Source organism: Streptomyces roseoverticillatus, assembly GCF_000719265.1.
Taxonomy (GTDB): domain Bacteria; phylum Actinomycetota; class Actinomycetes; order Streptomycetales; family Streptomycetaceae; genus Streptomyces; species Streptomyces roseoverticillatus.
Genome location: NZ_JOFL01000017.1, coordinates 78,578 through 102,495, shown reverse-complemented (window position 1 = coordinate 102,495; position 23,918 = coordinate 78,578). Strand labels below are relative to the sequence as shown.

At 71.2% G+C, this 23,918-nt stretch carries 27 protein-coding genes; 13 read left to right on the top strand and 14 right to left on the bottom strand.

Annotated elements, in window-relative coordinates:
* Window positions 1–11: 11 nt before the first annotated feature.
* On the bottom strand, window positions 12–452 hold the full coding sequence (locus IF61_RS0121305) for an RICIN domain-containing protein (protein WP_030368074.1): 441 nt from the start codon (window positions 450–452) through the stop codon (window positions 12–14).
* Between the two features lie 149 nt (window positions 453–601).
* Here IF61_RS0121305 and IF61_RS0121300 point away from each other — a divergent pair, with 149 nt between their 5' ends.
* A complete protein-coding gene (locus tag IF61_RS0121300) occupies window positions 602–1,393 on the top strand; it encodes a hypothetical protein (RefSeq protein WP_030368073.1) in 792 nt (263 codons plus the stop codon).
* 45 nt (window positions 1,394–1,438) lie between these two features.
* Here the strand turns inward: IF61_RS0121300 and IF61_RS0121295 are convergent, their stop codons facing one another.
* The 4 genes from IF61_RS0121295 to IF61_RS0121280 all read right to left on the bottom strand — a co-directional run bounded on the left by IF61_RS0121295 (window position 1,439) and on the right by IF61_RS0121280 (window position 6,246).
* Window positions 1,439–2,281 (bottom strand): carbohydrate ABC transporter permease, encoded by an 843-nt coding sequence (locus tag IF61_RS0121295; RefSeq protein WP_342668013.1) that lies wholly within the window; start codon window positions 2,279–2,281, stop codon window positions 1,439–1,441.
* A 53-nt stretch (window positions 2,282–2,334) separates the two neighbouring features.
* A complete protein-coding gene (locus tag IF61_RS0121290; RefSeq protein ID WP_030368071.1) occupies window positions 2,335–3,705 on the bottom strand; it encodes an extracellular solute-binding protein in 1,371 nt (456 codons plus the stop codon).
* A gap of 139 nt (window positions 3,706–3,844) precedes the next feature.
* Complete coding sequence (locus tag IF61_RS0121285) at window positions 3,845–4,546, bottom strand: response regulator (RefSeq protein ID WP_030368070.1); 702 nt, start codon at window positions 4,544–4,546, stop codon at window positions 3,845–3,847.
* Window positions 4,543–6,246: a sensor histidine kinase gene (locus tag IF61_RS0121280; RefSeq protein WP_052392894.1), complete on the bottom strand. Its 1,704-nt coding sequence runs from the start codon at window positions 6,244–6,246 to the stop codon at window positions 4,543–4,545. The genes IF61_RS0121285 and IF61_RS0121280 overlap by 4 nt, the downstream gene beginning before the upstream one ends.
* A gap of 244 nt (window positions 6,247–6,490) precedes the next feature.
* Between IF61_RS0121280 and IF61_RS0121275 the strand changes: the two genes are divergently transcribed.
* A complete protein-coding gene (locus IF61_RS0121275; RefSeq protein WP_052392893.1) occupies window positions 6,491–7,888 on the top strand; it encodes a cation:dicarboxylate symporter family transporter in 1,398 nt (465 codons plus the stop codon).
* Between the two features lie 278 nt (window positions 7,889–8,166).
* Here the strand turns inward: IF61_RS0121275 and IF61_RS36595 are convergent, their stop codons facing one another.
* Complete coding sequence (locus tag IF61_RS36595; protein WP_030368067.1) at window positions 8,167–8,769, bottom strand: peptidoglycan-binding domain-containing protein; 603 nt, start codon at window positions 8,767–8,769, stop codon at window positions 8,167–8,169.
* A 182-nt stretch (window positions 8,770–8,951) separates the two neighbouring features.
* On the opposite strand from IF61_RS36595, the gene IF61_RS32520 reads away from it, so the two are divergent.
* The gene (locus tag IF61_RS32520; protein ID WP_425428230.1) at window positions 8,952–9,170 is read left to right on the top strand and encodes a VOC family protein; all 219 of its coding nucleotides are present in this window, start codon (window positions 8,952–8,954) and stop codon (window positions 9,168–9,170) included.
* A gap of 190 nt (window positions 9,171–9,360) precedes the next feature.
* On the opposite strand, the gene IF61_RS0121260 is transcribed toward IF61_RS32520, so the two are convergent.
* The 4 genes from IF61_RS0121260 to IF61_RS0121240 form a co-directional block, all read right to left on the bottom strand.
* Entirely contained in the window at window positions 9,361–10,458 is a 1,098-nt protein-coding gene (locus IF61_RS0121260; protein WP_030368066.1) for a methyltransferase domain-containing protein, read from the bottom strand.
* A 296-nt stretch (window positions 10,459–10,754) separates the two neighbouring features.
* A complete protein-coding gene (locus IF61_RS0121250; RefSeq protein ID WP_030368065.1) occupies window positions 10,755–11,603 on the bottom strand; it encodes a helix-turn-helix domain-containing protein in 849 nt (282 codons plus the stop codon).
* A 10-nt stretch (window positions 11,604–11,613) separates the two neighbouring features.
* Window positions 11,614–12,132, bottom strand: coding sequence for a DUF6879 family protein (locus IF61_RS0121245; RefSeq protein WP_342668012.1), 519 nt, complete (start codon window positions 12,130–12,132; stop codon window positions 11,614–11,616).
* The gene (locus tag IF61_RS0121240; protein WP_030368063.1) at window positions 12,113–12,379 is read right to left on the bottom strand and encodes a hypothetical protein; all 267 of its coding nucleotides are present in this window, start codon (window positions 12,377–12,379) and stop codon (window positions 12,113–12,115) included. The genes IF61_RS0121245 and IF61_RS0121240 overlap by 20 nt, the downstream gene beginning before the upstream one ends.
* Window positions 12,380–12,448: 69 nt before the next feature.
* On the opposite strand from IF61_RS0121240, the gene IF61_RS37480 reads away from it, so the two are divergent.
* Together IF61_RS37480 and IF61_RS0121230 are read left to right on the top strand one after the other, a co-directional pair.
* Window positions 12,449–12,535 carry a VOC family protein gene (locus IF61_RS37480; protein ID WP_157848647.1) on the top strand — a complete coding sequence of 29 codons (87 nt, stop codon included), beginning with the start codon at window positions 12,449–12,451 and terminating at the stop codon, window positions 12,533–12,535.
* Between the two features lie 29 nt (window positions 12,536–12,564).
* On the top strand, window positions 12,565–12,750 hold the full coding sequence (locus tag IF61_RS0121230) for a DUF1737 domain-containing protein (protein WP_030368062.1): 186 nt from the start codon (window positions 12,565–12,567) through the stop codon (window positions 12,748–12,750).
* 131 nt (window positions 12,751–12,881) lie between these two features.
* Here IF61_RS0121230 and IF61_RS0121225 read toward each other — a convergent pair whose 3' ends face one another.
* A complete protein-coding gene (locus IF61_RS0121225) occupies window positions 12,882–13,244 on the bottom strand; it encodes a hypothetical protein (RefSeq protein ID WP_157848645.1) in 363 nt (120 codons plus the stop codon).
* A 258-nt stretch (window positions 13,245–13,502) separates the two neighbouring features.
* Here IF61_RS0121225 and IF61_RS0121220 point away from each other — a divergent pair, with 258 nt between their 5' ends.
* The 3 genes from IF61_RS0121220 to IF61_RS35950 all read left to right on the top strand — a co-directional run bounded on the left by IF61_RS0121220 (window position 13,503) and on the right by IF61_RS35950 (window position 15,792).
* A complete protein-coding gene (locus IF61_RS0121220; RefSeq protein WP_030368060.1) occupies window positions 13,503–14,339 on the top strand; it encodes a carbohydrate ABC transporter permease in 837 nt (278 codons plus the stop codon).
* Between the two features lie 89 nt (window positions 14,340–14,428).
* Entirely contained in the window at window positions 14,429–14,860 is a 432-nt protein-coding gene (locus IF61_RS0121215; RefSeq protein WP_052392890.1) for a hypothetical protein, read from the top strand.
* A gap of 8 nt (window positions 14,861–14,868) precedes the next feature.
* Window positions 14,869–15,792: a hypothetical protein gene (locus tag IF61_RS35950; RefSeq protein ID WP_157848644.1), complete on the top strand. Its 924-nt coding sequence runs from the start codon at window positions 14,869–14,871 to the stop codon at window positions 15,790–15,792.
* Between the two features lie 12 nt (window positions 15,793–15,804).
* Here the strand turns inward: IF61_RS35950 and IF61_RS0121205 are convergent, their stop codons facing one another.
* Both IF61_RS0121205 and IF61_RS34405 read right to left on the bottom strand, forming a co-directional pair.
* Entirely contained in the window at window positions 15,805–16,281 is a 477-nt protein-coding gene (locus IF61_RS0121205; RefSeq protein ID WP_030368057.1) for a hypothetical protein, read from the bottom strand.
* 12 nt (window positions 16,282–16,293) lie between these two features.
* Window positions 16,294–17,559, bottom strand: coding sequence for a helix-turn-helix domain-containing protein (locus IF61_RS34405; protein ID WP_078660383.1), 1,266 nt, complete (start codon window positions 17,557–17,559; stop codon window positions 16,294–16,296).
* Between the two features lie 159 nt (window positions 17,560–17,718).
* On the opposite strand from IF61_RS34405, the gene IF61_RS0121200 reads away from it, so the two are divergent.
* From IF61_RS0121200 to IF61_RS0121185, 5 genes are all read left to right on the top strand, one after another.
* Entirely contained in the window at window positions 17,719–17,940 is a 222-nt protein-coding gene (locus tag IF61_RS0121200) for a hypothetical protein (protein WP_030368056.1), read from the top strand.
* The gene (locus tag IF61_RS37750) at window positions 17,937–18,191 is read left to right on the top strand and encodes a DUF6255 family natural product biosynthesis protein (protein ID WP_397945250.1); all 255 of its coding nucleotides are present in this window, start codon (window positions 17,937–17,939) and stop codon (window positions 18,189–18,191) included. Before IF61_RS0121200 ends, IF61_RS37750 begins: the two co-directional genes overlap by 4 nt.
* A gap of 260 nt (window positions 18,192–18,451) precedes the next feature.
* A complete protein-coding gene (locus IF61_RS0121195) occupies window positions 18,452–19,450 on the top strand; it encodes an AraC family transcriptional regulator (RefSeq protein ID WP_052392889.1) in 999 nt (332 codons plus the stop codon).
* Between the two features lie 231 nt (window positions 19,451–19,681).
* Window positions 19,682–20,512 carry an ABC transporter ATP-binding protein gene (locus tag IF61_RS0121190; RefSeq protein WP_030368054.1) on the top strand — a complete coding sequence of 277 codons (831 nt, stop codon included), beginning with the start codon at window positions 19,682–19,684 and terminating at the stop codon, window positions 20,510–20,512.
* A 158-nt stretch (window positions 20,513–20,670) separates the two neighbouring features.
* Window positions 20,671–23,208, top strand: coding sequence for an ABC transporter permease (locus IF61_RS0121185; RefSeq protein ID WP_030368053.1), 2,538 nt, complete (start codon window positions 20,671–20,673; stop codon window positions 23,206–23,208).
* A 62-nt stretch (window positions 23,209–23,270) separates the two neighbouring features.
* Here IF61_RS0121185 and IF61_RS0121180 read toward each other — a convergent pair whose 3' ends face one another.
* The gene (locus IF61_RS0121180) at window positions 23,271–23,894 is read right to left on the bottom strand and encodes a hypothetical protein (RefSeq protein WP_157848643.1); all 624 of its coding nucleotides are present in this window, start codon (window positions 23,892–23,894) and stop codon (window positions 23,271–23,273) included.
* Window positions 23,895–23,918 lie beyond the last annotated feature (24 nt).

Here is a 23,918-nt window from a genome sequence, read left to right as displayed (position 1 = left end):
GCCGGGCACGGTCACCCGGCGGGCTCCAGCCGCCACCACTGCCCGGCACTGTCCGTGTCCTCGCCCTGCTGGACGTTGCCCCCCGGCTCCTTCGACCCGCCGGCGACCTCCAGCACGAGGCCGCTGATGTGGGCGACGAGGGTGACGGTGCCCGGGGCGTCGAGGTGCTGCTCGATGAGCCATTCCTGGGCGCCGAAGTTGTTGGCCTTCCACTGCTGGACGTTCGCGCCGTTCTCGGTGCTGGCGTTGGCGACGTCGAGCCGCTTGCCGCTGGCGGCGTTCACGAAGTGGTGGAGGCCGCTGCCCTCGTGGACCGGGCTCACGTGCCACAGCTGGGCCTCGCCGCCGCCCTCCGCGCCCTGCTGGACGTTGGCACCGCTGCCCTTGCGGCCGCCCTCGACCTCCAGCAGCAAACAGCTGCCGGCGTTGCGTACGCGGTACGTGCCTTCCATGCCCGGAACCCCAGCCGTAGTCGATCATGCGTTCGAGATGTGATCGTAATGCGCGCCGGCTGTCCGGCGGTGGGAAAGATATTGAACTTTTTACCTGCTCATGACTATATGTGGGGTTGCTTGTCGATCCAGTCAGAGGAAAACGTTTCATGCGCCGCACCACCGTCCGCCGTACCGCCGTCGCCGCCTCCGCGGTCTCCCTCGCTCTGCTCATGAGCGCCTGCGGCGGCTCGGGCAAGTCCGAGGCGAAGAAGGACGAGCCCAAGGACAAGGCGTCCTCCAGCGCTCCGGCGCAGTCCGCCGCGGGCGGTGCGGGCGCGCTGCCGAAGGAGCAGCTGACCAAGCTCCTGCTCGCCGACGGCGAGCTCGCCGACCACAAGGTCTCCGAGATCGGCGCGTCCGACCTGGCCATGGCCAAGACGATGACCAGCGACAAGGCCGAGTGCAAGCCGCTGTCCGACGTGATGATGCTGCAGGGTGCCGGATCGCCCGCCGCGACCGCCGCCCGCAAGATCATGGCGAAGCCGAAGGGCCCGGCCGTGGGCGCGGACGCCTCGCCCGAGGAGAAGACCGCGGCCGCCATGAAGGGGCTGGGTGCCCTGATCACCAGTGACACGCTGGCCTCGTACGCCGGCCAGGGCGCCACGGAGGCGTTCGCCGCGATCAAGAAGGCGGGCGCCGACTGCGCCGGCGGCTTCGCCATGGGCGGCGGCAGCGACAAGACGAAGATCAAGAAGGTCGCGCCGGCCACGTACAGCGCGGGTGACGAGGCGGTCGCCTTCACCCTCTCCATGGAGGTCGAGGGCGGCAGCGACAACCCCACCCACCTGGTGGTCGTCCGCAAGGGCAACACGGTCGCCGGCTTCTACGCCATCAGCCTCACGGGTCAGAGCGAGCAGCCGAAGGCGATCGCCGACGCCCAGGTGAAGAAGCTCGGCTGACGAGCCGGCACCGGCTTCCGGTGCGGGAGGAGACGGGCGACAGCCTCACACCTCCTCCCTCATCAGCCGCAGGTACACCACCGAGAACAACGCCCCCACCAGCAGCAGAAGCAGCGCGACGGCCGTCCCGTAGCCGATCAGCGACTTCTGGAACGCCTGGTCGTACATGAACACCGGGAGCGTCGTGCTCCGGTCTCCCGGTCCACCGCGCGTCATCGCCCAGATCAGGCCGAACACCGACAGTGTTTGCAGGGTGTTGAGCATGAGGTTGGTGGCGATCGAGCGGCGGATCATGGGCAGGGTGACGTGCCACAGGCGGCGCGGCCCGCTCACGCCGTCCACCTCCGCCGCCTCGGTGATCTCCTGCGGGATCCCGGCGAGCGCCGCGGAGTAGACGAGCATGGAGAAGGCCGTGCCGCGCCACACGTTGGCGAAGGAGACGGCCAGGATCGGCAGGCTGAACAGCCAGTTCTGGGTGGGCAGGTGGAGCCACTCCAGGACGGCGTTCAGCGTGCCGCGCCGGTTGAAGAACGTGTAGAGCAGAAAGCCCGCCACGATCTCCGGCAAGACCCACGCGGCGATCACGACCGCGCCCGTGAGCGTCCGTACGGGCCGGGAGGCGCGCCGCATGAGGCCGGCGAGGGCCAGGCCGAGGGTGTTCTGGCCGACGAGCGACGACAGCACCGTGAAGACGAGCGTCAGCACCACCGCGTTGCGGAAGCCGTCGTCGGCGAAGGCGCGGCGGAAGTTGGCGAGGCCGACGAACGAGGCGGACGCCTGGCCGGTCAGCTGCGTGTCGGTGAAGGCGATCGCCACGCAGTACGCGACCGGCCCCGCGAGGAAGAGCAGCAGGAGGGCGGTCGCGGGCGCGAGGGGCAGCAGGCGCACGGCCTTCCCCTCGGGCCGCCGCCGGCGCCGGGCCGCGTGCCGGCCGGCCACCGTCACCGCTCCCGCGCCGTCACACCCGAAGCCCCGGCCACGGACTTGAGCTCCTCGTCGTAGCGCTTCGCCGCCTGCACCACGGTCGCGTCACCCGTCGTCACCGCCTCCATCGCGTCCCTGATGGCGCTGGAGACCTGCGGGTAGAGCGGCAGGGCCGGCCGGTAGTGGGTGTACGGGACGAGCCCGGTGAAGAAGTCGACGCCGGGCATCGACGACAAGTACTTGTGCGAGGCCACCACGTCGTCCCGTACCGCGATCTGCCCGTCGCTCACCGTCCACCGGGTGGCGTTCTCCGTCGTCTGCAGCGTCTCGATCACCTGCCACGCCAGGCCGGCCTTCCCGGACCGGGCGCTCACCGCCCACGCCCAGCCGCCGGACATGCTGACCGCTCCGGGCGCCGCGCCGCTCTGCGTGGGGAAGGGCACCCGGCCCATCACGGACGTCCACCGCGGCCAGGGCCTCGTGCCGTCCGGCTGCCAGTACTTGCCCATCCAGGAGCCGTCGAGGTCGATCGCGAGCTTGCCGGACGGCAGCCAGTCCGTGGCGACGCGGCCGTCCACGTTGGGGGCGAGGGCGTCCGCCGGATCCGGGCCGAGCTTCTCCGCGTAGACGGTCCGCACGAACTCCAGCGCGTCGCGGAAGCCGCGGCTCGACGTCACCCACTTGCGCGCCGCCGGGTCGTACAGCGGGTCCTTCCCCGTGCCGTACAGCAGCATCTCGAAGCCCTGCATGGCGGCGGCCTCGCCGGGCGCCTTGCCGGTGTAGACGTTGAGCGGCGTGACGCCGGGGACCTTCTTCCTGACCGTGCGGGCGGCGTCCAGGACGTCGTTCCAGGTGCGCGGGTGCCAGTCGGCGGGCAGCCCGGCCCGCGCGAAGACCTCCTTGTTGAACCACAGGGCGCGGGTGTCGGTGCCGTCCGGCACCCCGTACGTCTTCCCGTCCTCGCCCTGCGCCGACGCCTTCGCGGCCGGCGCGAACCGCGCCCAGTCCTTCCAGCCCGCCAGTTCGTCGTCCAGCGGGCGCAGGTAGCCCGCCTTGATGTCGGACTTGATGAGGAAGGTGTCCTCGCGGACGACGTCCGGCGCGGTCTTCGTCGACCGCATCATCTGCTGCAGCTTGGCGTAGTAGTCCGCCTGGGCGGCCTGGATCGGCACCAATTCCAGCTTCTTGCCCTCGTGCGCGCGCTCGAACTGTCTCTTGATCCCGGCCAGGTAGTCGTCCACGATCCGGTTCTTGTTGTCGGTGTTGCGCTGGTAGGCGATCCGGACGGTGTCCGGATCACCGCCGCCGGAGCCCTCGCCGCAGGCGGTGAGGGAGGCCGCCGCGAGGGCGGCGACGGCGAGCAGAGCAGCAGGCGTGGCAGGGCGCACGGACGACCTCCTGGGGGCGGGCCTTAAGCGCCGTGGCCGGCGCTTCGGCGGGTGCTGCGCCTTCCTGCAGTCGTACGTTCCCGTTCCGTGCGGACCGCACGCGTCGTGCCGCCTGCGGGCGGCGGCCGCGGGGGCCGGGTCAGGCCCTGCGCTGCCAGTGGTAGCGCAGTTCGGGGCGGCCGATCTGGCCGTAGCGGGGCGAACGGGCCGCGCGCCCCGTCGTCACCAGGTGCTCGAGGTAGCGGCGGGCGGTGATGCGGGAGATGCCGACGGCGCCGGCCGCCGAGCCGGACGACAGGCCGTCGTCCCCGGCGCCCCGCAGGGCCTCGGTGATCGACTGGAGGGTGGCCTGGCTCAGCCCCTTGGGGAGCGCGGCCGGCTGGGGGGCGCGCAGGGCGGCGAACGCGCGGTCCACCTCCTCCTGCCCGCTGGCCTCGCCCGCGACCGAGCGGAACTCGGCGTAGCGCGTGAGCCGGTCCCGCAGGGTGGCGAACGTGAACGGCTTCAGGACGTACTGCACGACGCCCAGCGACACCCCTTCCCGTACGACCGTGAGGTCGCGCGCCGAGGTCACGGCTATGACGTCGGCGGTGTGCCCGGCCGTGCGCAGGGAGCGCAGCAGCTGCAGGCCGTGCCCGTCGGGGAGGAAGAGGTCGAGCAGCAGCAGGTCGACGGGCGTGCGCTTGAGGAAGTGCGAGGCGTCGCCCAGGGAGTGCGCGATCCCGGCCACGGCGAAGCCGGGCACGCGGCCGACGTAGAGGGCGTGCGCGTCGGCGGCGACGGGGTCGTCCTCGACGACGAGGACGCGGATGGGCCGCGGGGCGGTGTCGGGTCTGCTCATGAGGGCGCTCCGGTCCGTACGGCGGGGGTCGGCGGCGGGTCCGCGGAATGGGCGGGGTGGGTGGCGTGCAGGGGGAGCCGTACGGTGAACTCCGCGCCGCCGCCCTGCGAGCCGGTGACGGAGACCGTACCGCCGTTGCGGCGCACGGCCTGCCGGACGAGCGCGAGCCCGAGCCCGCGGCCGTGGGGCGCGCTGCCGGGCGACTTGGTCGACCAGCCGCGCCGGAACACCTCCTCCATGGCCTCGGGCGCCACGCCCGCCCCGGTGTCCGTGACACGCAGCAGCAGCTCGCCGCGGCCGCCGGGTGCGTCGTCCGTGCGCAGGGTGACGGTGACCTGCGCGTGCCGGATCTCCGCCGCGCTGCGGTTGGCCTCCTCGGCGGCGGCGTCGACGGCGTTGTCGACGAGGTTGCCGAGGATGGTGACGAGGTCGCGGGCGGGCAGGCGGGGCGGCAGCAGGCCGTCGTCCACGTGCGTGTCGGGCGCGAGGACGAGCTCGACGCCGCGCTCGTTGGCCTGGGCGGCCTTGCCGAGCAGCAGGGCCGCGAGGACGGGTTCCGCGACGGCGCCGACCACCTCGTCGGTGAGGGCCTGGGCGAGTTCGAGCTCGGCGGTGACGAACTCGACGGCCTCGTCCGCGCGCCCCAGCTCGATCAGGGACACCACGGCGTGCAGCCGGTTCGCCGCCTCGTGCGCCTGCGAGCGCAGCGCCTCGGCGAAGCCGCGCACGGAGTCCAGCTCGCCGGAGAGCGCCTGGAGTTCGGTGTGGTCGCGCAAGGTGACGACGGTGCCGTGGCGCTCGCCGCCGGAGACGGGCGAGGTGTTGAGGACGACGATGCGGTCGGCGGTCGCGTGGACCTCGTCGACGCGCGGCTCGGCGGCCAGCAGGGCGTCCGTGAGGGTGGGCGGCAGACCCAGGGCGTCGATCCGACGGCCCATCACCTCCTCGGTGAGGCCGAGGAGTTCGCGTCCTCCGTCGTTGATGAGGGCGATACGGTGCTGCCCGTCGAGCATCAGCAGGCCCTCACGGACGGCATGGAGCGTCGCCTCGTGGTAATCGTGCATCCGGCTCAGCTCGGTGGCGTTCATGCCGTGGGTGTGGCGGCGCAGCCGGGCGTTGAGGAGGTACGTGCCCGCGCCGCCGAGGCCGAGCGCGCCCAGGGCGACGAGCAGCAGACCGAGCAGCTGGCGGCGTATCTCGGCGCTGATCGCGTCGACGGTGATGCCCGCGCTGACGAGAGCGACGCTCCGGCCGCCGTCCATGACCGGCACGACCACCCGGACCGACGGGCCGAGGGTGCCCGTGTACGTCTCGGAGAACGTCTCGCCGCGCAGGGCCGGACCGGTGTGGCCGAGGTAGCGCTCGCCTATGCGGGCGGGGTCCGGGTGGGTCCAGCGGATGCCGTCCGGATTCATGATCGTCACGAAGTCGACGCCGGTGTCGCGGCGGACGCGCTCGGCGTACGGCTGGAGGCCGGCGGCCGGGTCGGGCGAGCGGACCGCGTCCCGGACGGAGGAGGACGCGGCCACGGCGACGGCCGCCGTGGTCACCTCGCGGCGCGCGGCCTCCTCGGCCTGGCCGCGGTCGGCGACGTACGCGAAGGCCGCGCAGCCGGCCACCACGACGGTGACCAGCACGATCTGCATCGCGAAGAGCTGGCCGGCCAGACTGCGGGGGCGGCGGAGGCGGGGTCTGCGCATGGCGGACAGTGTGCACCGGGCCGCTCCCGTGAACGTAATGCACATAAGGGTGACCACGGTCACAGAGCCGTGCATAGTCGCCGGAGCCCCACTCGTCGGGAGAGCGGGGCACCCGGAACACACCTGGACGCATCCAGACCTCTCCGGACCTATGTGGACAAACCATCCAGGCCTGTTCAGACCTGAGCAGGCGCACTCAGGCGTACCCAGCCGTACCCAGAGCCGCGACGACGAGGAGACCCCCGTGACGGCACAGGCAGCACCACCACCGGCCCGGCGGGCGCCCCGGCGACCGGACCGGACCCACTACCTCTACCTGGCCGTGATCGCGGCCGTCATCGTCGGCATCGTCGTCGGCCTCGCGGCGCCGGGCGTCGCGGTCGAGCTCAAGCCGCTCGGCACCGGCTTCGTCAACCTGATCAAGATGATGATCTCGCCGGTCATCTTCTGCACGATCGTGCTCGGCATCGGCTCCGTGCGGAAGGCCGCGAAGGTCGGCGCGGTCGGTGGCCTGGCGCTCGGCTACTTCCTGGTCATGTCGACCGTCGCGCTGGCCATCGGCCTCGTCGTGGGCAACATCCTGGAGCCCGGCAGCGGGCTGCACCTGACGGACGCGGTGCGCCACGCGGGGGAGGCGCAGGCGAAGGGCGGCAGCGAGTCCACGACCCAGTTCCTGCTCGGCATCATCCCCACCACGATGATCTCCGCCTTCACCGGCGGCCAGGTGCTGCAGACCCTGCTGGTCGCCCTGCTCGCGGGCTTCGCGCTGCAGGCGATGGGCACGGCGGGCGAGCCGGTGCTGCGCGGCATCGGGCACATCCAGAAGCTGGTCTTCCGCATCCTCGCCATGATCATGTGGGCGGCGCCGGTGGGCGCGTTCGGCGCCATGGCGGCGGTCGTCGGCGCGACGGGCACCGACGCCCTGAAGTCCCTCGCCGTCATCATGATCGGCTTCTACGTGACGTGCCTGCTGTTCGTGATCGTGGTGCTGGGCACGCTGCTGCGGCTGGTGGCCGGGGTCAGCATCTTCGCGCTGCTGAAGTACCTGGGCCGGGAGTTCCTGCTGATCCTCTCGACGTCGTCGTCGGAGTCGGCCCTGCCGCGGCTGATCGCCAAGATGGAGCACCTGGGGGTCAGCAAGCCGGTCGTCGGCATCACCGTGCCCACCGGCTACTCCTTCAACCTCGACGGCACGGCGATCTACCTGACGATGTCGTCGCTGTTCATCGCCGAGGCGATGGGCGAGCCGCTCGCCCTGGGCCAGCAGATCTCCCTGCTCCTGTTCATGATCGTCGCCTCCAAGGGCGCGGCCGGCGTCACCGGCGCGGGCCTCGCCACGCTCGCGGGCGGCCTGCAGTCCCACCGCCCCGAACTCGTCGACGGCGTCGGCCTGATCGTCGGCATCGACCGCTTCATGAGCGAGGCGCGGGCGCTGACGAACTTCGCGGGCAACGCGGTCGCGACCGTCCTCGTCGGCACGTGGACGAAGGAGATCGACAAGGAGCGGGTGAGCGAAGTCCTTGCCGGGCGGGCACCGTTCGACGAGACGACGCTGACGGCGGACGGGCACGGGGGCGCGGACGGAGACGGGGACAGTTCTCTGCCGGAGCCGCCGAAGGAGGCGGCGGGGGTGGCGGCCTGAGGGCGGTGCGGGCGCGGGACAGGGCCGGGGCGGATCCCCGTCCGTCCGGCGCCCGGCAGCCCGGCCCCGTGGCGGTGCCCGGAGCCGGCTGCGGCCCCGGGCACGCGGGCGCTCCCTCTACGGGAGCCGGCCCGGCCTGAGGGAAACCGGCCGGCCTGAGGGAAACGGCCCGGCCTGAGGGAGACCGGCCGGTCCGCCTCCCGCTCGGCCGGTGCGGCCCCACCCGGCGGGCCGGGGAGGCCCCAGGCAGGGCCGGGCCCGGTGGGCCCGGTGGGGCCCTACCCCGCCGGGTCGATGGCGAGAGCCGCCTTGCACGCCGAGGTGAGGAAGGACTCCGTGCCGAACCCCGCGACCGCGCCGCCCGCGACCGCCCCGGGGCCCGTCTCCGACAGGAGCAGGGTGACCGCCGCCCCGGCAAGAGCCCCCGCGCCCTTGCCGGTGGTGTCGCAGGCGCCGTTCTTGACCTTGTCGTAGAGGTTCGGCGCCCGGTTCTCCTTCGCCGGCGGCTCGATGACCCACACCCGCTGCTGCACGACGGGCGGCGGGGCCTCGGCGACCAGCGACGCCCGGGTCCTGGGGCCCGCGATCCCGTCGACGGCGAGTCCGTGGGCCCGCTGGTAGTCCTGGATCGCCGCCTTGGTCTTCGGGCCGACGATGCCGTCGACGACCAGGCCCGCGCCGTGGTCGTTCAGCTGCTTCTGCAGGACGGCCGCGCAGACCCCGGCCGACCCGTACGCCAGGTCGGGGCACTGGACGTCCGCGCCCGGCGCCGTCCCGGCCCCCGCCGGCTGCTCCGCGCGGGCTGTGGCCGCGCCGCCCACGGCGATCCCGCCCGCCAGCAGGGCAGCGGCGGCCGTTCGTATCAGCTTGCGTATGTGCACGGTTGCCCCCCGTACGGCGGTCGTGAGCCCCCGACGGGCTTGCCCGGACGCCGCCACGCGCTATGCCTACCCGCCTCGCGCACCGGGCAGCGCCCCGGCGCGAACCCCTCTGAGCAGCCCGGACCCCCGTGTCCCGGAGGCCCCTCCCAGTCAGGCCGCAGGCCTCTGTCAGGCTGCGGGGCATGGAGCCGACACTGCAGCTGACGATCGACTGCGCGGACCCGCGCAGGATGGTGGACTTCTGGACGCAGGCGCTGGGTTACGTCCCCGAGCCCCCGCCGGAGGGCCACGCCACGTGGCGGGAGTACTGGTCGGCCATGGGCGTGCCGGAGGCCGAGCCGGCGGACGGCGCCGGGGAGACCCCGGAGTCGATCGTCGACCCCGCGGGGCGCGGACGGTGATCCGCGTGCTGGACGAGCCGGGAACGGACCACTACGCGGTGGTCCTGCAGGACCCGGAGGGCAACGAATTCTGCGTGGCATGAGCGCGGTCGTGGCTTGAGCGCGGTCGTGACGTGACATGCTCACCGCGCGGCAAAGCCCCGGTCGGCGCTCGGAGGAAAGCGCCGACCGGGACTGACGGAGGACGCGGCTACGCGCTCCGGTGCGGTACCGGGTTGTCCGGGGAGTCGAGCCAGACCCGTTCGCCGTCGCCGTCCACGGTGAGCCCGAAGCGGTCGAAGCCGGGGCGGCCGTTCTCCTCCCACCAGCGGTACGCGGCTTCCGCTTCGTGCCAGAGCCGGCGCGGCCCGGACTGCTGAACAGGGAACGCCGCTCCCTCCGGCATGTACCGGACCGAGGCGACGGATTCCCCGTCCGTGAGCCACAGCGTGCAGTCGGCCCCGTCCGGGTCGTCTCCCCAGTCCACGCTGTACCGGCATCCGGAGACACCCAGCCCGACCGCGAATCGCGCTTCGTTCGGGGTGAACACTCGTGGATCCGTACCCGTCGAAGACTTCTCGTCCTCGGGCTCCTCGGGCCATTCGGGCCATTCGGCCGGCGCGTGGCCGCTCATCCACATGAACGACGACTCTTCGACGACCTTGCCCGTCGCTGTGCGTCCGTCGGATTCGAGCCGGAGCAACGCACCGTTGCACATGCCGTTGCCCCAGGGGACGACGATCACGCCTTCGGTCTGCGCCACCCAGGGGTAGGGCACGTGCTGTACGGCGCACGTGGCAATGAGCCGCTGATAGGGGGCATCGGCCTCCCACCCCTTGGCTCCGTCGCCCCAAACGACGCGCGGAGTGAAGCCGGCCGCCTTGAGGCGTGTTGCCGCGCGCTCTGCGAAGCGGGCGTTCACCTCGATGGTCGTCACGCTGCCGGAACCGAGCCGGTGCGATGCCAGAGCGAAGTTCCAGCCCGTGCCGGTCCCGATCTCCAGCAGCGTGTCTCCGTCCTGCACGTCGAGTTCGCGCAGCATCATGGCCACCATGCGCGGCATGGACGCTGACGTGGTGGGCTTGCCGTCCTCCTTGGCAAGGACCAACGCCACGTCGGAGGTGACGGCGTCCTCCCACTCGCGCGGTCCGGTCTCTCGATCCACTTCCACCACGGTGCCGTCCTCCCCATGCGCCCAGCACCGGGCCGGGATGAACGGATGGCGCGGCACTGCGGCAAATGAGGGCTCCCAACTTGCCGTCAGATAGCCGTCTTTGACCAAGGACGCCACGAGATCGCTCCAGGCCATGCGCGCCTCTACTTCTTCTTGGGGTCGGAGATGATCGGCGGCACCTGCGGCGGCTTCTCCCGGTGCCCGTCATGCGGTGCGGTGTCCGGCTTCCCCGAGTGATCGCCACCCTTGCCCATGCCCATGCCCATGGTCTCCTCGCTTCCCGTTCCACTGCGACCAGCACGTATGACCCGCCCGGCGCCCGTCTCCGCTCCACCTCGCCGTTCAGGCGCCGGCGCCGGCGGTCCGACGGCAACCACGCTAGGGACAGCGGAATCCCGAAACCCAGCCGATTGCGCGAGATTGCACGGCAATCACCCGAGCCGGTCCATGGCGTCGGTGATCAGCGCGCGGGCTCTCGCCCCGTAGACGGCCAGAGCGGCCAGTTCCGCGAACGTCTCGGCGTACATGGCCACCTCACTGGGCTGCGTGATCGTGAGGTAGCCGGAGACCAACTCGATGTTGACCTGTGCCGTGTCGTAGATCCAGAACCCTTCGACCGGCCAGCGCTCCCGATCCGGCCGCATGGGCACAACCCCCACGCTGACATGGGGAAGAGAGGCGACGGCCACGAGGTGGCCGAGCTGCCCGATCATGACCTCAGCACCGCCGATGCCGGTCCTGATCACGGATTCCTCAACGAGGAACGCGAACCTCCGGTCGCCCTCGTGCAGCACTCGCTGACGTTCCATGCGGGCGGCCACCGCTGCGGCCACGTCGTCCACCAGACCACGCCGCCGCTGGATCGCTTGCAGCGCTGCCGCTGTGTACGGCTGCGTCTGGATCAGACCGGGCACGAGCCACGAGGAGTACGACCGGAAACGACGGGTCCGCTGGTACAACGGCAGGCGGGCCTCCTGCGCCTGTTTGAGTCCGGCCCGCTCCATGCGCCGCCAGCCCACCCACATGCCCTCGGCCGTGCGCAACGAGGCAATCAGATCCCCGATCTGGTCCTCGGCCCCGCACGCCCCGCACCACGCCCGAATGTCATCAGCGGACGGGGGCGTACGGGCGTTCATGATCCGTGACGACTTTGAACGGCTCCACCCACAGCGCTCGGCGATATCGGCACCGGTCAGGCCGGCGTCCCGGCAGATCTCCGCGAGACGATCCGCAAGAGCCTGCCGGGCCTGCTGAGCACTGGAAGACGGAGAAACAGCCATGGCTCGACCGTCAGGCAGGCCGGTATTCTGCGTGGGGAACGGCCCGTTCCCACGCTGCCTCGTACACCCTGACGTATTGCGCGGCCAAAGCGGGTTCGTGGCACAGCTCCATGCGGGGGCCGGTCCACTGCCCCTCGCCACTGAAGTGGTGCAGGATCACGGTTTCCTCGTCCATGACCCACCCGTCCAGCGCGGGCAGCAGCAAGTCACGTGCCAGCGATCGAGGCAACCACCGCACGTCCTCGCCCGCCGCGACGTTCGTGAACGTGCCGTCGTACTCATACCGGATGTAGTCGCTGAGCGGCTCGGAAACCACCCGCAACCGCCGCATGACCACGCCCCGGCCGGTCGCCTCGGCCACGACGTCGAGCCAAGGACGCCACCACGACTCGCGGTCGGCCGGGTCGTACCGGTGCCCCTCCTGCCAGCGGATGAACTCCGGGTCATCCCGCATGTAGCCGTCTCGCATCTCCAGGTGAATCGCTGATCGCTGCGCCTTCGCGAGGGCTTCACGTACCGCTGTTGCCACCGTTGACCTCACTGTCCGGGCGGGGAATGAACCGGAGCATATTGGCGGGCAACCGGATCACGGTCTCGTGCTCCGGGATCTCCGTGGAGTGACCGGGCACCGACCCGGCCTCCTGGGCCTCACGGACGGTCGCCTCGTCGGCCTTCCATGACTGGATGATCAAGTCTCCCGTCGTGTCGTCCAGCCAGATCGTGGGCGAGCCGTCGTCCGGGGTGTTCGGCCAGATCCCCAGGAACTTGAGAGCCATTGCGCACTCCTCTACCGAGTCCGTTGCGCCGACGTGCACGAGCCTCATGCCCACGCGTGATCAGCGTCGGTGATCCGCGTGCTGGACGAGCCGGGAACGGACCACTACGCGGTGGTCCTGCAGGACCCGGAGGGCAACGAATTCTGCGTGGCATGAGCGCGGTCGTGACGTGACATGCTCGCAGCATGATCACACCGCCCGACGGCCTGCCCGTCTACCGCGTCCTGACCGGCCCGGACGATGCCGCGTTCTGCCACCGCGTGAGCGAGGCGCTGGCCATGGGCTACCGGCTCCACGGGGGCCCTTCGGTGACGTTCAACGGGGAACGCGTCATCGTCGCCCAGGCCGTCGTCTGGGGCGAGCAGCCGTAGCCGGTGCTGCCCCGCTCGCTCGGAACGACGGCGGGCCCGGCCGGATGCCGGGCCCGCGTCGCGCGTCCTGCCGGTGACGCGTCCTACCGGTGACGCGTCCTACCGGTGGCGCGTTTTACCGATCGTGCGTCTTACCGGTGGGCCGAGACGACCTGGTAGTCGCTCCAGCTCTGGTTCTGGTTCACCCAGACCGACCGGCTGTAGAAGTAGCCGGCGTTGCAGTTGGACCCGGAGGACACGGAGATGTACGTGTTCCCCTTCCACCACCAGCCGCTGAGCGGGGTGGACGAGCCCGGGGTGACGTTGAAGCAATGGTCCGTCCACTGGCCGTTCTGGTTCTCGCCGCTGACCATCACCGAGCGGGCGATGCCCGAGGCGTCGTCGAGCTGCAGCTGCTGGCCGTTGGTCCCGGCCCACGCCGACCCGGTCCCGGCGACGAGGCCGGCCCCGGCCACGGCCATCGTCACGGCGGCAGTGGCGATCTTCCTGCGCATCTTCATAGGTTTCCCCCGAAATATTTGGGTACGCGGTCCGCACCGAATCCAAATGATCTTGACGCAGGAGAACTCTGCCCGACGGTCCTCGACGGATCCGTCCCGGAACGGTCCCTACCGCGTAACCGGGAAAATCCCGGCTTTCAGGGATCGACAGGGGTCCGATGGGGCCCGGGCGGGAATTCACGAAATGAGGGGCCCGTTTCCCTGCCCGCTCGCTGCGCAACCCAGCACTCCCCCGCCCCGCCCGGAGGTGCCATGCGCCCGCTCCTCGCCCGCCGCACCCGCCGGCGGCTGGCCGCCGACGCCGCGCTGCTCGCCGTCCTCGCGGCCTTCGCCGTGCCGCTCGTCTGGCTGCTGCTCGCGTCCGTGGACGAGGGGGCGGGGCTCGCCGTGCAGGTACCTGAGAGGGCGACGACGGAGAACTTCTCCGCGGTGCTGACGGACGAGATCACCTTCACGCCCATGCTCAACAGCCTGCTGCTCTGCGGGGGCGCGACGGCCGTGACGATCGTGTGCGCGGCGTTCGCGGCGTACCCGCTGTCGCGGTTCCGGTCCCGGCTGAACCGGCCGTATCTGCTGGGGGTGCTGTTCACGACCTGCCTGCCCGTGACGGCCGTCATGGTGCCGGTCTACGGGCTCTTCGTACGCGTCGAGCTCGTCGACACCCTGTACGGCACGGCCCTCTTCATGGCCGCCGCCCAACTCCCCTTTGCCATCTGGCTCATGAAGAACTTCATGGACGACATCCCGGCCGTACTGGAGGAGGCGGCCTGGACGGACGGCGCGAGCCGGATGCAGGCGCTGGTGCGGGTGATCCTGCCGCTGATGGGGCCGGGCGTCGGGGTCGTCGCGATCTACTGCTTCGCCCTGTCGTGGGGCAACTTCTTCGTCCCCTTCATGCTGCTGCTCTCCCCCGAGCGGCTCCCGGCGTCCGTCAGCATCTTCACGTTCTTCGGCAACTTCGGGCAGGTGGCGTACGGGCAGCTCGCGGCGTTCTCGATCCTGTATTCGACGCCGGTGGTCCTGATGTACGCCCTGATCGCCCGCCGCCTCGGCGGCGGCTTCGCCCTCGGTGCAGCCGTCAAGGGCTGACCGCCGGATTCCCGCGGCGGGCCGTTACCTCACCATTCGACGGGAGTTGTTCCCTGGGAATGTGTTGGTCAGGCAGCAGGGAGGTACCGGTGTTATCGGAAGCGCTGGAGAGTCTGGCGGCCGCGGGCGGCTCCGCGGTGGTGGGGGCGGCGGCGACGGACGCCTGGCACACGGCACGGGCGGGCGTCGCACGCCTGCTCGGCCGCGGGGACGACCACCAGGAGCGGTACGCGGCCGAGCGGCTCGACCGCACCGCCGCCGAGCTCGAACAGGCCGCCGACGGCACCCGGCAGCAACTGCGTGACAAGCTGCAGAACCGCTGGACGGGCCGGCTGGAAATCCTCCTCGAAGAAAATCCCGAGGCAGCGCACGAGCTCCGCGAACTGATCGAACGCGTACGGGCGGAGTTGCCTGCGGCGCAGCAATCGTGGGTGCAGAACAACACCGCGCAGGCGGGCGCGATCCAGTACATCACCCAAGGCGGCGACATCAATGTCGGCCACGGCCGGAGTGGTAACTGAGGGCCGGGATGAGCGACAAACCTCCTGGTGCGCAAGACAACACCGCTCGCGAGAGCGGGGTTCAATACATCACGCAGAGCGGCGACATCAATGTCTATCCGCCCGGCGGACCGGCGCAGGAATCCGGCGAACAGGAGACGGCCGAACAGCGCGGCAAAGGGCGGTTCGCGAAACGGCCGGTCCTTCTCTCGGCCGCCGCGGTCGTCACGGCCGCGGCCACGGCGATCACTCTGGCTCTGCTGCCGTCATCGCCGGCCCGGACGAGCGCGGCCGGGGGCTCCACGCGTGCCGCCGCGGGGGCGCCCGCGCATTCCGCGCCGCCTGTACCGGCTGCGTCCCCCAAGGCGTCGGCGGACAGCGTGGCCTCTTCCGCGCCGGAACGGCCTGAATCCGGGGTTGCGCCGAGCGTGATCGAGGCCCCGGGCCGCCCTGACCCGAATCTGAAGGAGGAGGCGGCTCCCCAGCCCCGTACCGCAGTGCGCCAGAAGTCGTGGAGCGACGAGTCCTGGCCGGACGGCACGGTATGCGCCGTCAAGGACCTCTGGACGCCAGTGCCCGGGATGACGGGCATCGAATTCCAGGCCTGCACCTACGCGAAGAGCTACTCCGGTAAGGCACTGTTCGGCGTCAAAGTGCGCAACACCAGCAACCGCCAAGTGGCTGTTGCCGCGTTGGCCAGGTACCGGATGACCGAACAGGAACATGACTGTTCGCCGCCGTTCCTTCAGGACCATGTCGTGATCGATCCGGGGCAGACCTGGTCCAGCCAACTGACGAAGTGCATCGAGACCATCAAGGGAGCGCACCGCGTCCAGGCCCGTGCGGGGGTGTCGGAGGAGGGCGGAAAACCAAGCGATTCCCGGCTTGAGTATTCCGGCGGAATCGACATTCTCGCGGACGGCCGGGCAGTCCCCGTCCGCTACCCCAACTGAGGGGCGGCCTCATCAGCCCCTGGTCGCGCCCTCCGGCCAGAGAACCCGCACCGGCACGCCCGTACGCCGGGCATACGCGACGACGTCAGCGGTGCCCCCGTACCCACGTGCGGGCTGGCCGTCCCACACGGCGAACACCTCATCGACCAGGCCTACGAGCAGTTCACTGCCCACCATGTGCGCCTGCGCATCGGACTCGGCAAGGCCGGTGCGGTGAATATCGGAGGCCCGGTGGAAAAGGTGGTCGTAGACCTCGTGGTGCCAGTCGGGCAGGCCGTCCCGGTACGCCTCCGCAGGCACGACGACTTCGAGCCGGCCACCGTGGTCGAGCACGGTCTGGGCGAACCAGGCGTCAGGGCCGTCGGCGATGCAGCTCACCCCGACGAGGTCACTGGGCCTGCAGCCCTTCACGGCCTCGGCGAGCGCCAGCCGTACGCGCCCTTCGACGTGGTCGGGCAAACCCCTGTGTCCAGTGATCCCGATCCGCATGGTTCCCCTCGCTCACAGGTAAGCGTCACGTAGCAGTCCATCGAACTCGCGGACGACGGCTGGCGGCGTCGCAGACGAGTAGTTTCGCCGGAAGGCGCGGGCCCGCTCAGCCACACGCCCGGAGCGTAGTCGCAAACCGGTCCGCAGCGCCTGCGAAGCGAGAGCGAAAGCCGCTTCCAGTTGGCCAGAAGCCAAGTGGCCGCTTGCCACGTCCAGCATCAGCAGCGCGCGCTGCTTCTCATGACAGGACGACAAAGCAGCCGTCGCGTCGGACAACGAGGAGAGCACCCACCGGGGGCGTCCCAGCCGAGCACCGCAGGTCACTCGAGCCGCAGCCACTTTCCTCTCGTCGAAGGAGAAGACCCAAGGCCAGGGTGGTGCATCCGTCGTAGCCAACCGGGCTGCTTCAACACCGCTTGCCGAGAGCGCGCGATCCGCAGCCCGCTCGTCACCAGCTGTCGCGTGCGCAACCGCTTCAAGGGAGGAAAGCCAAGCAGCAGCAATGGGCGGGCATGCGTCTCCGAGCTGACGTCTTGCTGATCGAATCAGGGAAAGCCCCTGAGCACAGTTGCCGTACTCGACCTCGAACTGGGCGAGACTTCCTTGCTGGTAGGAGATCAACAGCGGTTCCGCGGCGCGCCGGGCTGCCTTGATCGCCGCGCCGTACCAGGTGCGCGCTGATCCTTGATCGGCCATGTCCCAGCTCAACCAGCCGGCGAGGCTTGCCACCTCGCTCCCTACAGCCGCCAAGCGGGTACGCACAGACTGATCGTTCGTCTGATTGGCCACTGTCTGAACAAGGCGCATGTGACCCGCTACGGTATCGGCAAGTTGCCGCGCCGGTACAGTCGCGTCCATCCGCCGGTACGCGGTCGTCGCCATCCGGAGTACGGCCGCTTGTCCCCCGTCCCACTCTGCGCGTGGGGCCGAATCTGCGCCGATCACTGGCGCTGCTGCGACTGCAGCAACGCCGGCTAAGAATTCGCGCCGCTCCACTTCTTCGCTTCCGTCTTTGTACCTGCCCGGCACTGTCCCCTTCTCGGCGAGTCCAACCAACTGGGGCGGGATGCCGAGATGATGAGAGATCCGGGCAAGGGTGGTCATGTGGTACTCGCCTGCGCCGCGCTGCTCCATGCGGGAGACCGCGGACTGGGACAGACCGCAGGCAACGCCGAGCTGCCCCTGAGTCATACGAACCGACTCGCGCACGAGCCGGATCACCCGCCCGTAATCGCCCTGCGCCGCGGCCGCCCGTAAGGCGCTGTCGGACCAGCTCATTTCCGCCCGTTCCTCTCACAGTAGGTGCCGGATGACGGGCAAACGAGCCTGCGTACCCGCTGATCGCATACCCGCATGCGCAGTGTGCATGAACGCTGGAGACCCCGCTGCGAGAGCGGTTCCCTCATCCCACGTACTGATGGAACCGAGGAGCAGAACATGACCAGCAGCCAAGAGTGTGCTCAAGCACAGCTCGCCGACGCCCCTCAGAATGCCGCCCCGGAAGCCGAGGCGGGGCAGCACGATGAGCTGTCGCAGTGGTGCCTCCGCTGTGCCCAACTGCGGGTCCGCTTCCACGGTGCCGTGCGGCTGGGCCGCATCACGGAGGCCCAGGCCTTGAACGCCGAGTTCGTGCGGCATCAGCAGGTGGTGCACTCGTGACCACGCTCTTGCGCGATGCCGCCGCGGCGACCCGTACGGCGGCCGGCCGCCTCATCCCCCGGCGGTGCACTCACCCCGCGGGCTGGAGCCGCTCCCGAGGTGTCGAGCGGTGCCACCGGTGCGGCACAGAGCGCCACACGGACTACGCGACGCTGAGGATGCCGACGCCCGGCAGGGCGCCCGGCCCGGCATGGGACTGGGGCTGCCCCCGGCTCGGCGCACCCGGCGCGCGGCCGGCACCCGGCCCGTAGGCCAAACGGCACACGCGAAGACCCCGCCGTCCGTCCGCGAGACGGCGGGGCGCCCCCGCGACGGGACCGGCCCTGGATGTCCCCCGTGAACCCAGGGCCTTACCCGCTCTCCCCCCGGCGGGGTCCTGTCCCGAAACAGCTGTGGGGACCGGCCCTCGCCTTGACTGCGGACAGGGGCAACGGTACTAACGGGGCCATCCACCGGCTACTCGCCGAACGCGGCTCCTGTCCCCGATACGCGGACATCCGAGGGAAGCCTGATGACCGAACCACGGGTGGGCCCCGAGGCCCCCGGCAACATGCGCACGCTCGTCCTCAGCAATGATCTCGACGAGACCAGGGAGATCATCAGCTCTGCCTACAGCCCCTATCAACTCAGCGTGCTCGGCGACCCCAAGGAGTTCTCCGCGTGGTACGCGGAGGGCGGCTTTCCGGGGATCACGGTGTCGGGGCTGCAGTACGGGGCGGAGACGCTCGTCGCGCCGCAGCCCCTCGACTCGTACCTGCTGGTGTGCCAGCTGGTACGGGGCCGGGTGCGGGTGATGTCGCCCGGGCGGGAGGAGCGGGTCGTCGGGCCGGGGCAGACGTACGTGCTCGACCCGTACCGCTCCTTCCAGGTGCACTGGTCGCCCGGCGCCCGTATGACGACGCTCCGGCTCGACCGGGAGACCGTGGAGCAGGCGGCGGCCGACGCACTCGGCCTTGAGGAGCCGTTACGGGCCCGCTTCTCGCTCAACGGGACCGTCTCCGCTGCTGCTGCCCGTAGCTGGGCCGGGATCTCGGCCGCGGTGCACCGGGAGGTGCTCGGCGAGGGCGTGGCCCGCAGCAGCCCCCTCGTGGCCGGGCACCTGACGCAGTCGACGGCGGCGATCCTCATGCAGACCCACGAGCTGGTCACCCGGGGCGTGGACGCGCAGCGGCCGGGCGAGGTCGCGCACCCCGCCGTGCGGCGGGCGATGGCGCTGGCCGAGGAGCGCGCGGACCAGCCGCTGACGCTGGCCGACCTCGCCGCTGCTGCCCGGGTGAGCCCGCGCGCGCTGCAGGAGGCGTTCCGCCGGCACGTGGACACCACGCCGCTGGGCTACCTGCGGGAGGTCCGGCTGGGCCGGGCGCACCAGGAGCTGGCGACGGCCCGCGGGGACGGCGACGTCACCGTGGCCGAAGTCGCCTACCGCTGGGGTTTCAACAACCTCGGCCGCTTCGCCGGGTACTACCAGCAGCGCTACGGGCGCCCGCCGTCCCGCACCCTGCGCTCGTAGTCCCGAGAGGGACGTGTGGGCCCTGAGACGGACGGTGTCCGTCTCAGGGACTACGCGGACTCCCTCTCGACGGCCCTCCGGGTGTACGGACTTTCCGGCCGTACGGCTGACGCTCGGCGCAGGCCGCGCGCCGAGAATTGGAGGAGTTGATTCCGGCCATTGCGTCCCCGGGTGTTCCCGGCGCGGAGCGAGGGCCGGACGCCCCTTCCCGCTACCTCCCGGAGGAGACCCGTGTCCTACGCGGCTGCCTTTCCCACGACCCCCGGCGCTCCCGCCGGCCCGCGCGGCGGCATCGCCGTCGCCGCCCGCGCCACCGGCCTGAGCAAGGTCTACGGGCAGGGCGACACCCGCGTGACGGCGCTGGACGCGGTCTCCGTGGAGTTCCGCCGCGCCGAGTTCACCGCGATCATGGGGCCCTCCGGCTCCGGCAAGTCCACGCTGATGCACTGCATGGCGGGGCTGGACACGATCTCCTCCGGCTCGACCCGGATCGGTGACACCGAGCTGGGCACGCTGAACGACAAGAACCTCACGCGGCTCCGCCGGGACAAGATCGGCTTCGTCTTCCAGGCGTTCAACCTCCTGCCGACCCTGACCGCGCTGGAGAACATCACCCTCCCCATGGACATCGCGGGCCGCAAGCCGGACCAGGAGTGGCTGGACATGGTGGTGAACACGGTGGGCCTCTCCGGCCGTCTCTCGCACCGGCCGAGCCAGCTCTCGGGCGGCCAGCAGCAGCGCGTGGCCGTGGCCCGCGCGCTCACCGCCAAGCCCGAGATCATCTTCGCGGACGAGCCGACCGGCAACCTCGACTCCCGCTCCGGCGCCGAACTCCTGGGCTTCCTGCGCGAGTCCGTCCAGGCCCTGCAGCAGACGATCGTCATGGTCACGCACGACCCCGTCGCCGCCTCCTACGCGGACCGCGTCGTGTTCCTCGCCGACGGCCGGATCGTCGACGAGATGCGCGAGCCGACCGCCGACGCGGTCCTCGACCGCATGCGCCTCCTTCCCGGGGGGAACCCCCGGACCCCCGCGTTCGACGCCAAGGGCCGTACGAGCTGACGGCAAGGCCCGAGGGCCGTACGGGCTGACGCCACGCCCCCGCGAGCTCACGCCACGCGGCCCCACGAGCCGACGCCCGGCCCCCACGAGCTGACAGCCACGGCCCTACGAGCTGACGACCGCCGGACACGACGACCTCCAGGACTGACGCCACCACCATGTTCCGTACCGCTCTGCGCAACCTCCTCGCGCATAAAACCAGGCTGATGATGACCGCCCTCGCGGTCCTCCTCGGCACCGCCTTCGTCTCCGGCACCCTGATCTTCAGCGACTCCGTCGGCAGCGCCTTCCGCAACAAGATGTCCCGGAGCCTGGACGACGTCGCCGTCTCCGTGACCGCGGGCGGCCGCCCCAGCACCGACCCCGCGGAGCAGAGGAAACTCGACGACCGCGCCGTCGAGACCGTGCGCGCCCTGCCCGGCGTGGCCACCGTGCGCCCCTCCGTCGAGGGCGTCGCCATGATCGCCGACAGGCACAACAACCCCACCGGCGGCGAGTGGGGCAGCGCCGGCGTCAACTACGCGCCCGGCAAGGACGGCAAGGACAGCCGCTACCCGCTGGTCAAGGGCCGTGCGCCCGCCGCCGAGGGCGAGATCGCGCTCGACGAGAGCACGGCGGAGAAGACCGGCACGAAGATCGGCGGCACCGTCCGCATGGCCGTCGACGGCCCCGTCCTGAAGAAGAAGCTCGTCGGCGTCGTCCGGACGGACAACCCGCGCGTGAGCGCCGGCGGCAGCCTCGCCGTCTTCGACACCGCGACGGCGCAGAAGCTCTTCGGCAAGCCGGGCGAGTTCAGCGAGCTCGTGGTGTCCGCGACGCCCGGCACCGACAAGGACAAGCTGACCGCGGAGGTCCGCAAGGCCCTGCCGGAGAGCTTCGAGGCGCAGAGCGGCGCCAAGCTGGCGGCCGACCAGTCCGAGATGATCGACGAGCAGACCCGGTCGATCCGCACCACCTTCCTGGTCTTCGCCGGCATCTCCCTCTTCGTCGGCGTCTTCATCATCGCCAACACCTTCACCATGCTCATCGCCCAGCGCACCCGTGAGATCGCGCTGCTGCGGGCCGTGGGCGCCTCCCGCCGCCAGGTGGTGCGCTCGGTGCTCGTCGAGGCCGGGCTGCTGGGGCTGATCGCCTCGGCGCTGGGCCTGGGGCTGGGTCTCGGGGTCGCCGTCCTCCTGCCGGAGTTCCTCAACGCCAACGGGGCGAACCTGCCCGACGGGCCGCTCGTGATCAAGGCTCCGGCCGTGCTGAGCGCCCTCGCGGTCGGCGTCGTCGTGACCGTGCTCGCCGCCTGGTTGCCCTCCCGCAAGGCCGCGCGGATCGCCCCGGTCGAGGCGCTGTCCTCCGGGGAAGCGCCTCCGGCGCCGCGCAGCCTGGTCGTCCGCAACTCCATCGGCGGCGTGCTCACGGCGCTGGGCGTGGCCGCCCTGCTCTACACGACCACGTTCCGCGACCGCAGCGGCCTGACCTATGCCATGGCGGGCTCGGCCCTCACGCTCACGGGCGTCATCGTCCTGGCCCCGCTGCTCTCGCGGCCGTTCGTCCGGCTCTTCGGCAAGCTCGCCGCCCGCGTCTCCGGCGTCAGCGGCAAGCTCGCCAAGGAGAACGCCCTGCGCAACCCGCGCCGTACGGCCGCCACGGCGTCCGCGCTGATGATCGGCCTGACGCTGATCACCGGCCTGACGGTGGGCGCGGTCTCGGCGAACGAGGGCGTGGGCCGGATGGGCAAGCAGGACCTGACCGCCGACTACCAGGTCAAGTCCGCCAGCTACCTGGGCCTCGCGCCGGAGGTCGGCAAGAAGCTCGCCGGCCGGCCCGGCATCGCCGCGGCCGTCCCGCTGCGGACGTCCGGCTTCCAGTCGGACGGGCAGCCGTCCCTGGCCGTCGCCACCGACCTGTCGTCGATCACCAAGGTGACCTACCTGCGCGTCACTTCCGGCTCGCTCGCCGACGTGCGCGGCACCGGGGCCGTCGCCGTGTCCGAGTCGTACGCGAAGAAGCGGGGCCTGAAGGCCGGCTCCACGCTGCCCATGGAGTTCTACGACGGCAAGCGGGCCGCGCCGAAGGTCGTGGCCGTCCACGCCGACAACGACGTGCTCGGCGACGTCCTCACCGCGCCCGCCCTCGTCGATCCGCACATGGAGAAGGTGCGCGACGACTCGGTGCTGGTGAAGGCGGAGCGCGGCGAGGCCGCCGGCCTCCGCGAGAAGATCAAGGACGCGTTCGGCGGCAACCCGCTCATCAAGGTGGAGTCCCCGGAGGACCTGCGCCGCGCCGAGTCCGGGAACATCGACCCGATCCTCAACCTCGCCTACGGCCTGCTCGGCATGGCCGTCGTCATCGCGGTCCTCGGCGTCGTCAACACGCTCGCCATGTCCGTATTCGAGCGGACCCGCGAGATCGGGATGCTGCGCGCGATCGGCCTGGCCCGCCGCGAGGTCAAGCTGATGGTCCGGCTGGAGTCTGTGATGATCGCGATGTTCGGCGCGGTGCTGGGCGTCGGCACCGGCATCTTCGTCGCCTGGTCCGGGGGCCACCTGCTGCGGTCGGCCTTCCCGCAGTACGAGATGGTCGTGCCGTGGGCACGGATCGGGGTCTTCCTGCTGCTGGCCCTGGCGGTCGGCGTGCTGGCCGCGGTCTGGCCGGCCCGCCGGGCGGCGAAGCTCAACATGCTGGAGTCGATCGGGGCGCAGTAGCGCGCCGGGCCGCCTCCGCCGTGGGGCGGAACCCGCACCCGTCCCGCCCCTGGCGGGCCGGGTCAGGTTTCGAGGTCCTCGCCCGGAAGGCCGGTGACGAAGGCGGGCCGGCCCTGCACCGAGCCGGCCGGCCGGAGGCCGTGCGCCGCGACGGTCACGGCGCGCTCGACGATGGTGTAGGTGAGACCGACGTCCATGCCACCGGCCCCCAGCCCGGCCAGGGGGACACGGACCTCCACCACGTCGCCGCGCGAGGTGCGCCCCACGGCGACGTCCGTGGTCCGGCGGCCGTCGGTCTCCACCCGGAGCAGCTCGACCGGTTCGGCGAGATACGCGTACCAGGCGTCGCTTCGCCGCCCGAGTTCGTCGAGCAGCCAGCCGTGGCTGGTGAGCGGTGAGGACGTGGAGTCCACCGGCTCGTCGTCGGCGAGCCGAGCGGGGCCGGCCGCGGCGATCAACCGCAGGAGCGCGTCGCGGCCGGCCTCGGGGTCGGGCAGGAGAGTCGTGGCGGGGATGCCGGGCCATTGCACGGTCACCCGCGCGCGGCCGGAGGTGAGGTCAGCATTCCGGACGCACAGGCCCAGTTCGGCACTCCCGCACTGAACGGCACCCAGATCGACGAGCAACGGCGCCCACCACTCGGCCGCAGGCAGTGTGCGGGACGGCCGGACCGGATGTCGGCTCATCGAGTGGACCCTCCTGGCGCGGGC

What these genes read in the sequence shown, in the direction of transcription:
- IF61_RS35950 (WP_157848644.1), top strand. Translation starts at nt 14,869, where the DNA reads ATGAGCGACAAACCTCCTGGTGCGCAAGACAACACCGCTCGCGAGAGC.
- IF61_RS0121205 (WP_030368057.1), bottom strand. Translation starts at nt 16,281, where the DNA reads ATGCGGATCGGGATCACTGGACACAGGGGTTTGCCCGACCACGTCGAA.
- IF61_RS0121285 (WP_030368070.1), bottom strand. Translation starts at nt 4,546, where the DNA reads ATGAGCAGACCCGACACCGCCCCGCGGCCCATCCGCGTCCTCGTCGTC.
- IF61_RS34405 (WP_078660383.1), bottom strand. Translation starts at nt 17,559, where the DNA reads ATGAGCTGGTCCGACAGCGCCTTACGGGCGGCCGCGGCGCAGGGCGAT.
- IF61_RS0121180 (WP_157848643.1), bottom strand. Translation starts at nt 23,894, where the DNA reads ATGAGCCGACATCCGGTCCGGCCGTCCCGCACACTGCCTGCGGCCGAG.
- IF61_RS0121200 (WP_030368056.1), top strand. Translation starts at nt 17,719, where the DNA reads ATGACCAGCAGCCAAGAGTGTGCTCAAGCACAGCTCGCCGACGCCCCT.
- IF61_RS0121220 (WP_030368060.1), top strand. Translation starts at nt 13,503, where the DNA reads ATGCGCCCGCTCCTCGCCCGCCGCACCCGCCGGCGGCTGGCCGCCGAC.
- IF61_RS0121225 (WP_157848645.1), bottom strand. Translation starts at nt 13,244, where the DNA reads ATGCGCAGGAAGATCGCCACTGCCGCCGTGACGATGGCCGTGGCCGGG.
- IF61_RS0121305 (WP_030368074.1), bottom strand. Translation starts at nt 452, where the DNA reads ATGGAAGGCACGTACCGCGTACGCAACGCCGGCAGCTGTTTGCTGCTG.
- IF61_RS0121240 (WP_030368063.1), bottom strand. Translation starts at nt 12,379, where the DNA reads ATGGCTCTCAAGTTCCTGGGGATCTGGCCGAACACCCCGGACGACGGC.
- IF61_RS32520 (WP_425428230.1), top strand. Translation starts at nt 8,952, where the DNA reads ATGGAGCCGACACTGCAGCTGACGATCGACTGCGCGGACCCGCGCAGG.
- IF61_RS0121280 (WP_052392894.1), bottom strand. Translation starts at nt 6,246, where the DNA reads ATGCGCAGACCCCGCCTCCGCCGCCCCCGCAGTCTGGCCGGCCAGCTC.
- IF61_RS0121260 (WP_030368066.1), bottom strand. Translation starts at nt 10,458, where the DNA reads ATGGCCTGGAGCGATCTCGTGGCGTCCTTGGTCAAAGACGGCTATCTG.
- IF61_RS0121230 (WP_030368062.1), top strand. Translation starts at nt 12,565, where the DNA reads ATGATCACACCGCCCGACGGCCTGCCCGTCTACCGCGTCCTGACCGGC.
- IF61_RS0121195 (WP_052392889.1), top strand. Translation starts at nt 18,452, where the DNA reads ATGACCGAACCACGGGTGGGCCCCGAGGCCCCCGGCAACATGCGCACG.
- IF61_RS0121300 (WP_030368073.1), top strand. Translation starts at nt 602, where the DNA reads ATGCGCCGCACCACCGTCCGCCGTACCGCCGTCGCCGCCTCCGCGGTC.
- IF61_RS0121185 (WP_030368053.1), top strand. Translation starts at nt 20,671, where the DNA reads ATGTTCCGTACCGCTCTGCGCAACCTCCTCGCGCATAAAACCAGGCTG.
- IF61_RS0121250 (WP_030368065.1), bottom strand. Translation starts at nt 11,603, where the DNA reads ATGGCTGTTTCTCCGTCTTCCAGTGCTCAGCAGGCCCGGCAGGCTCTT.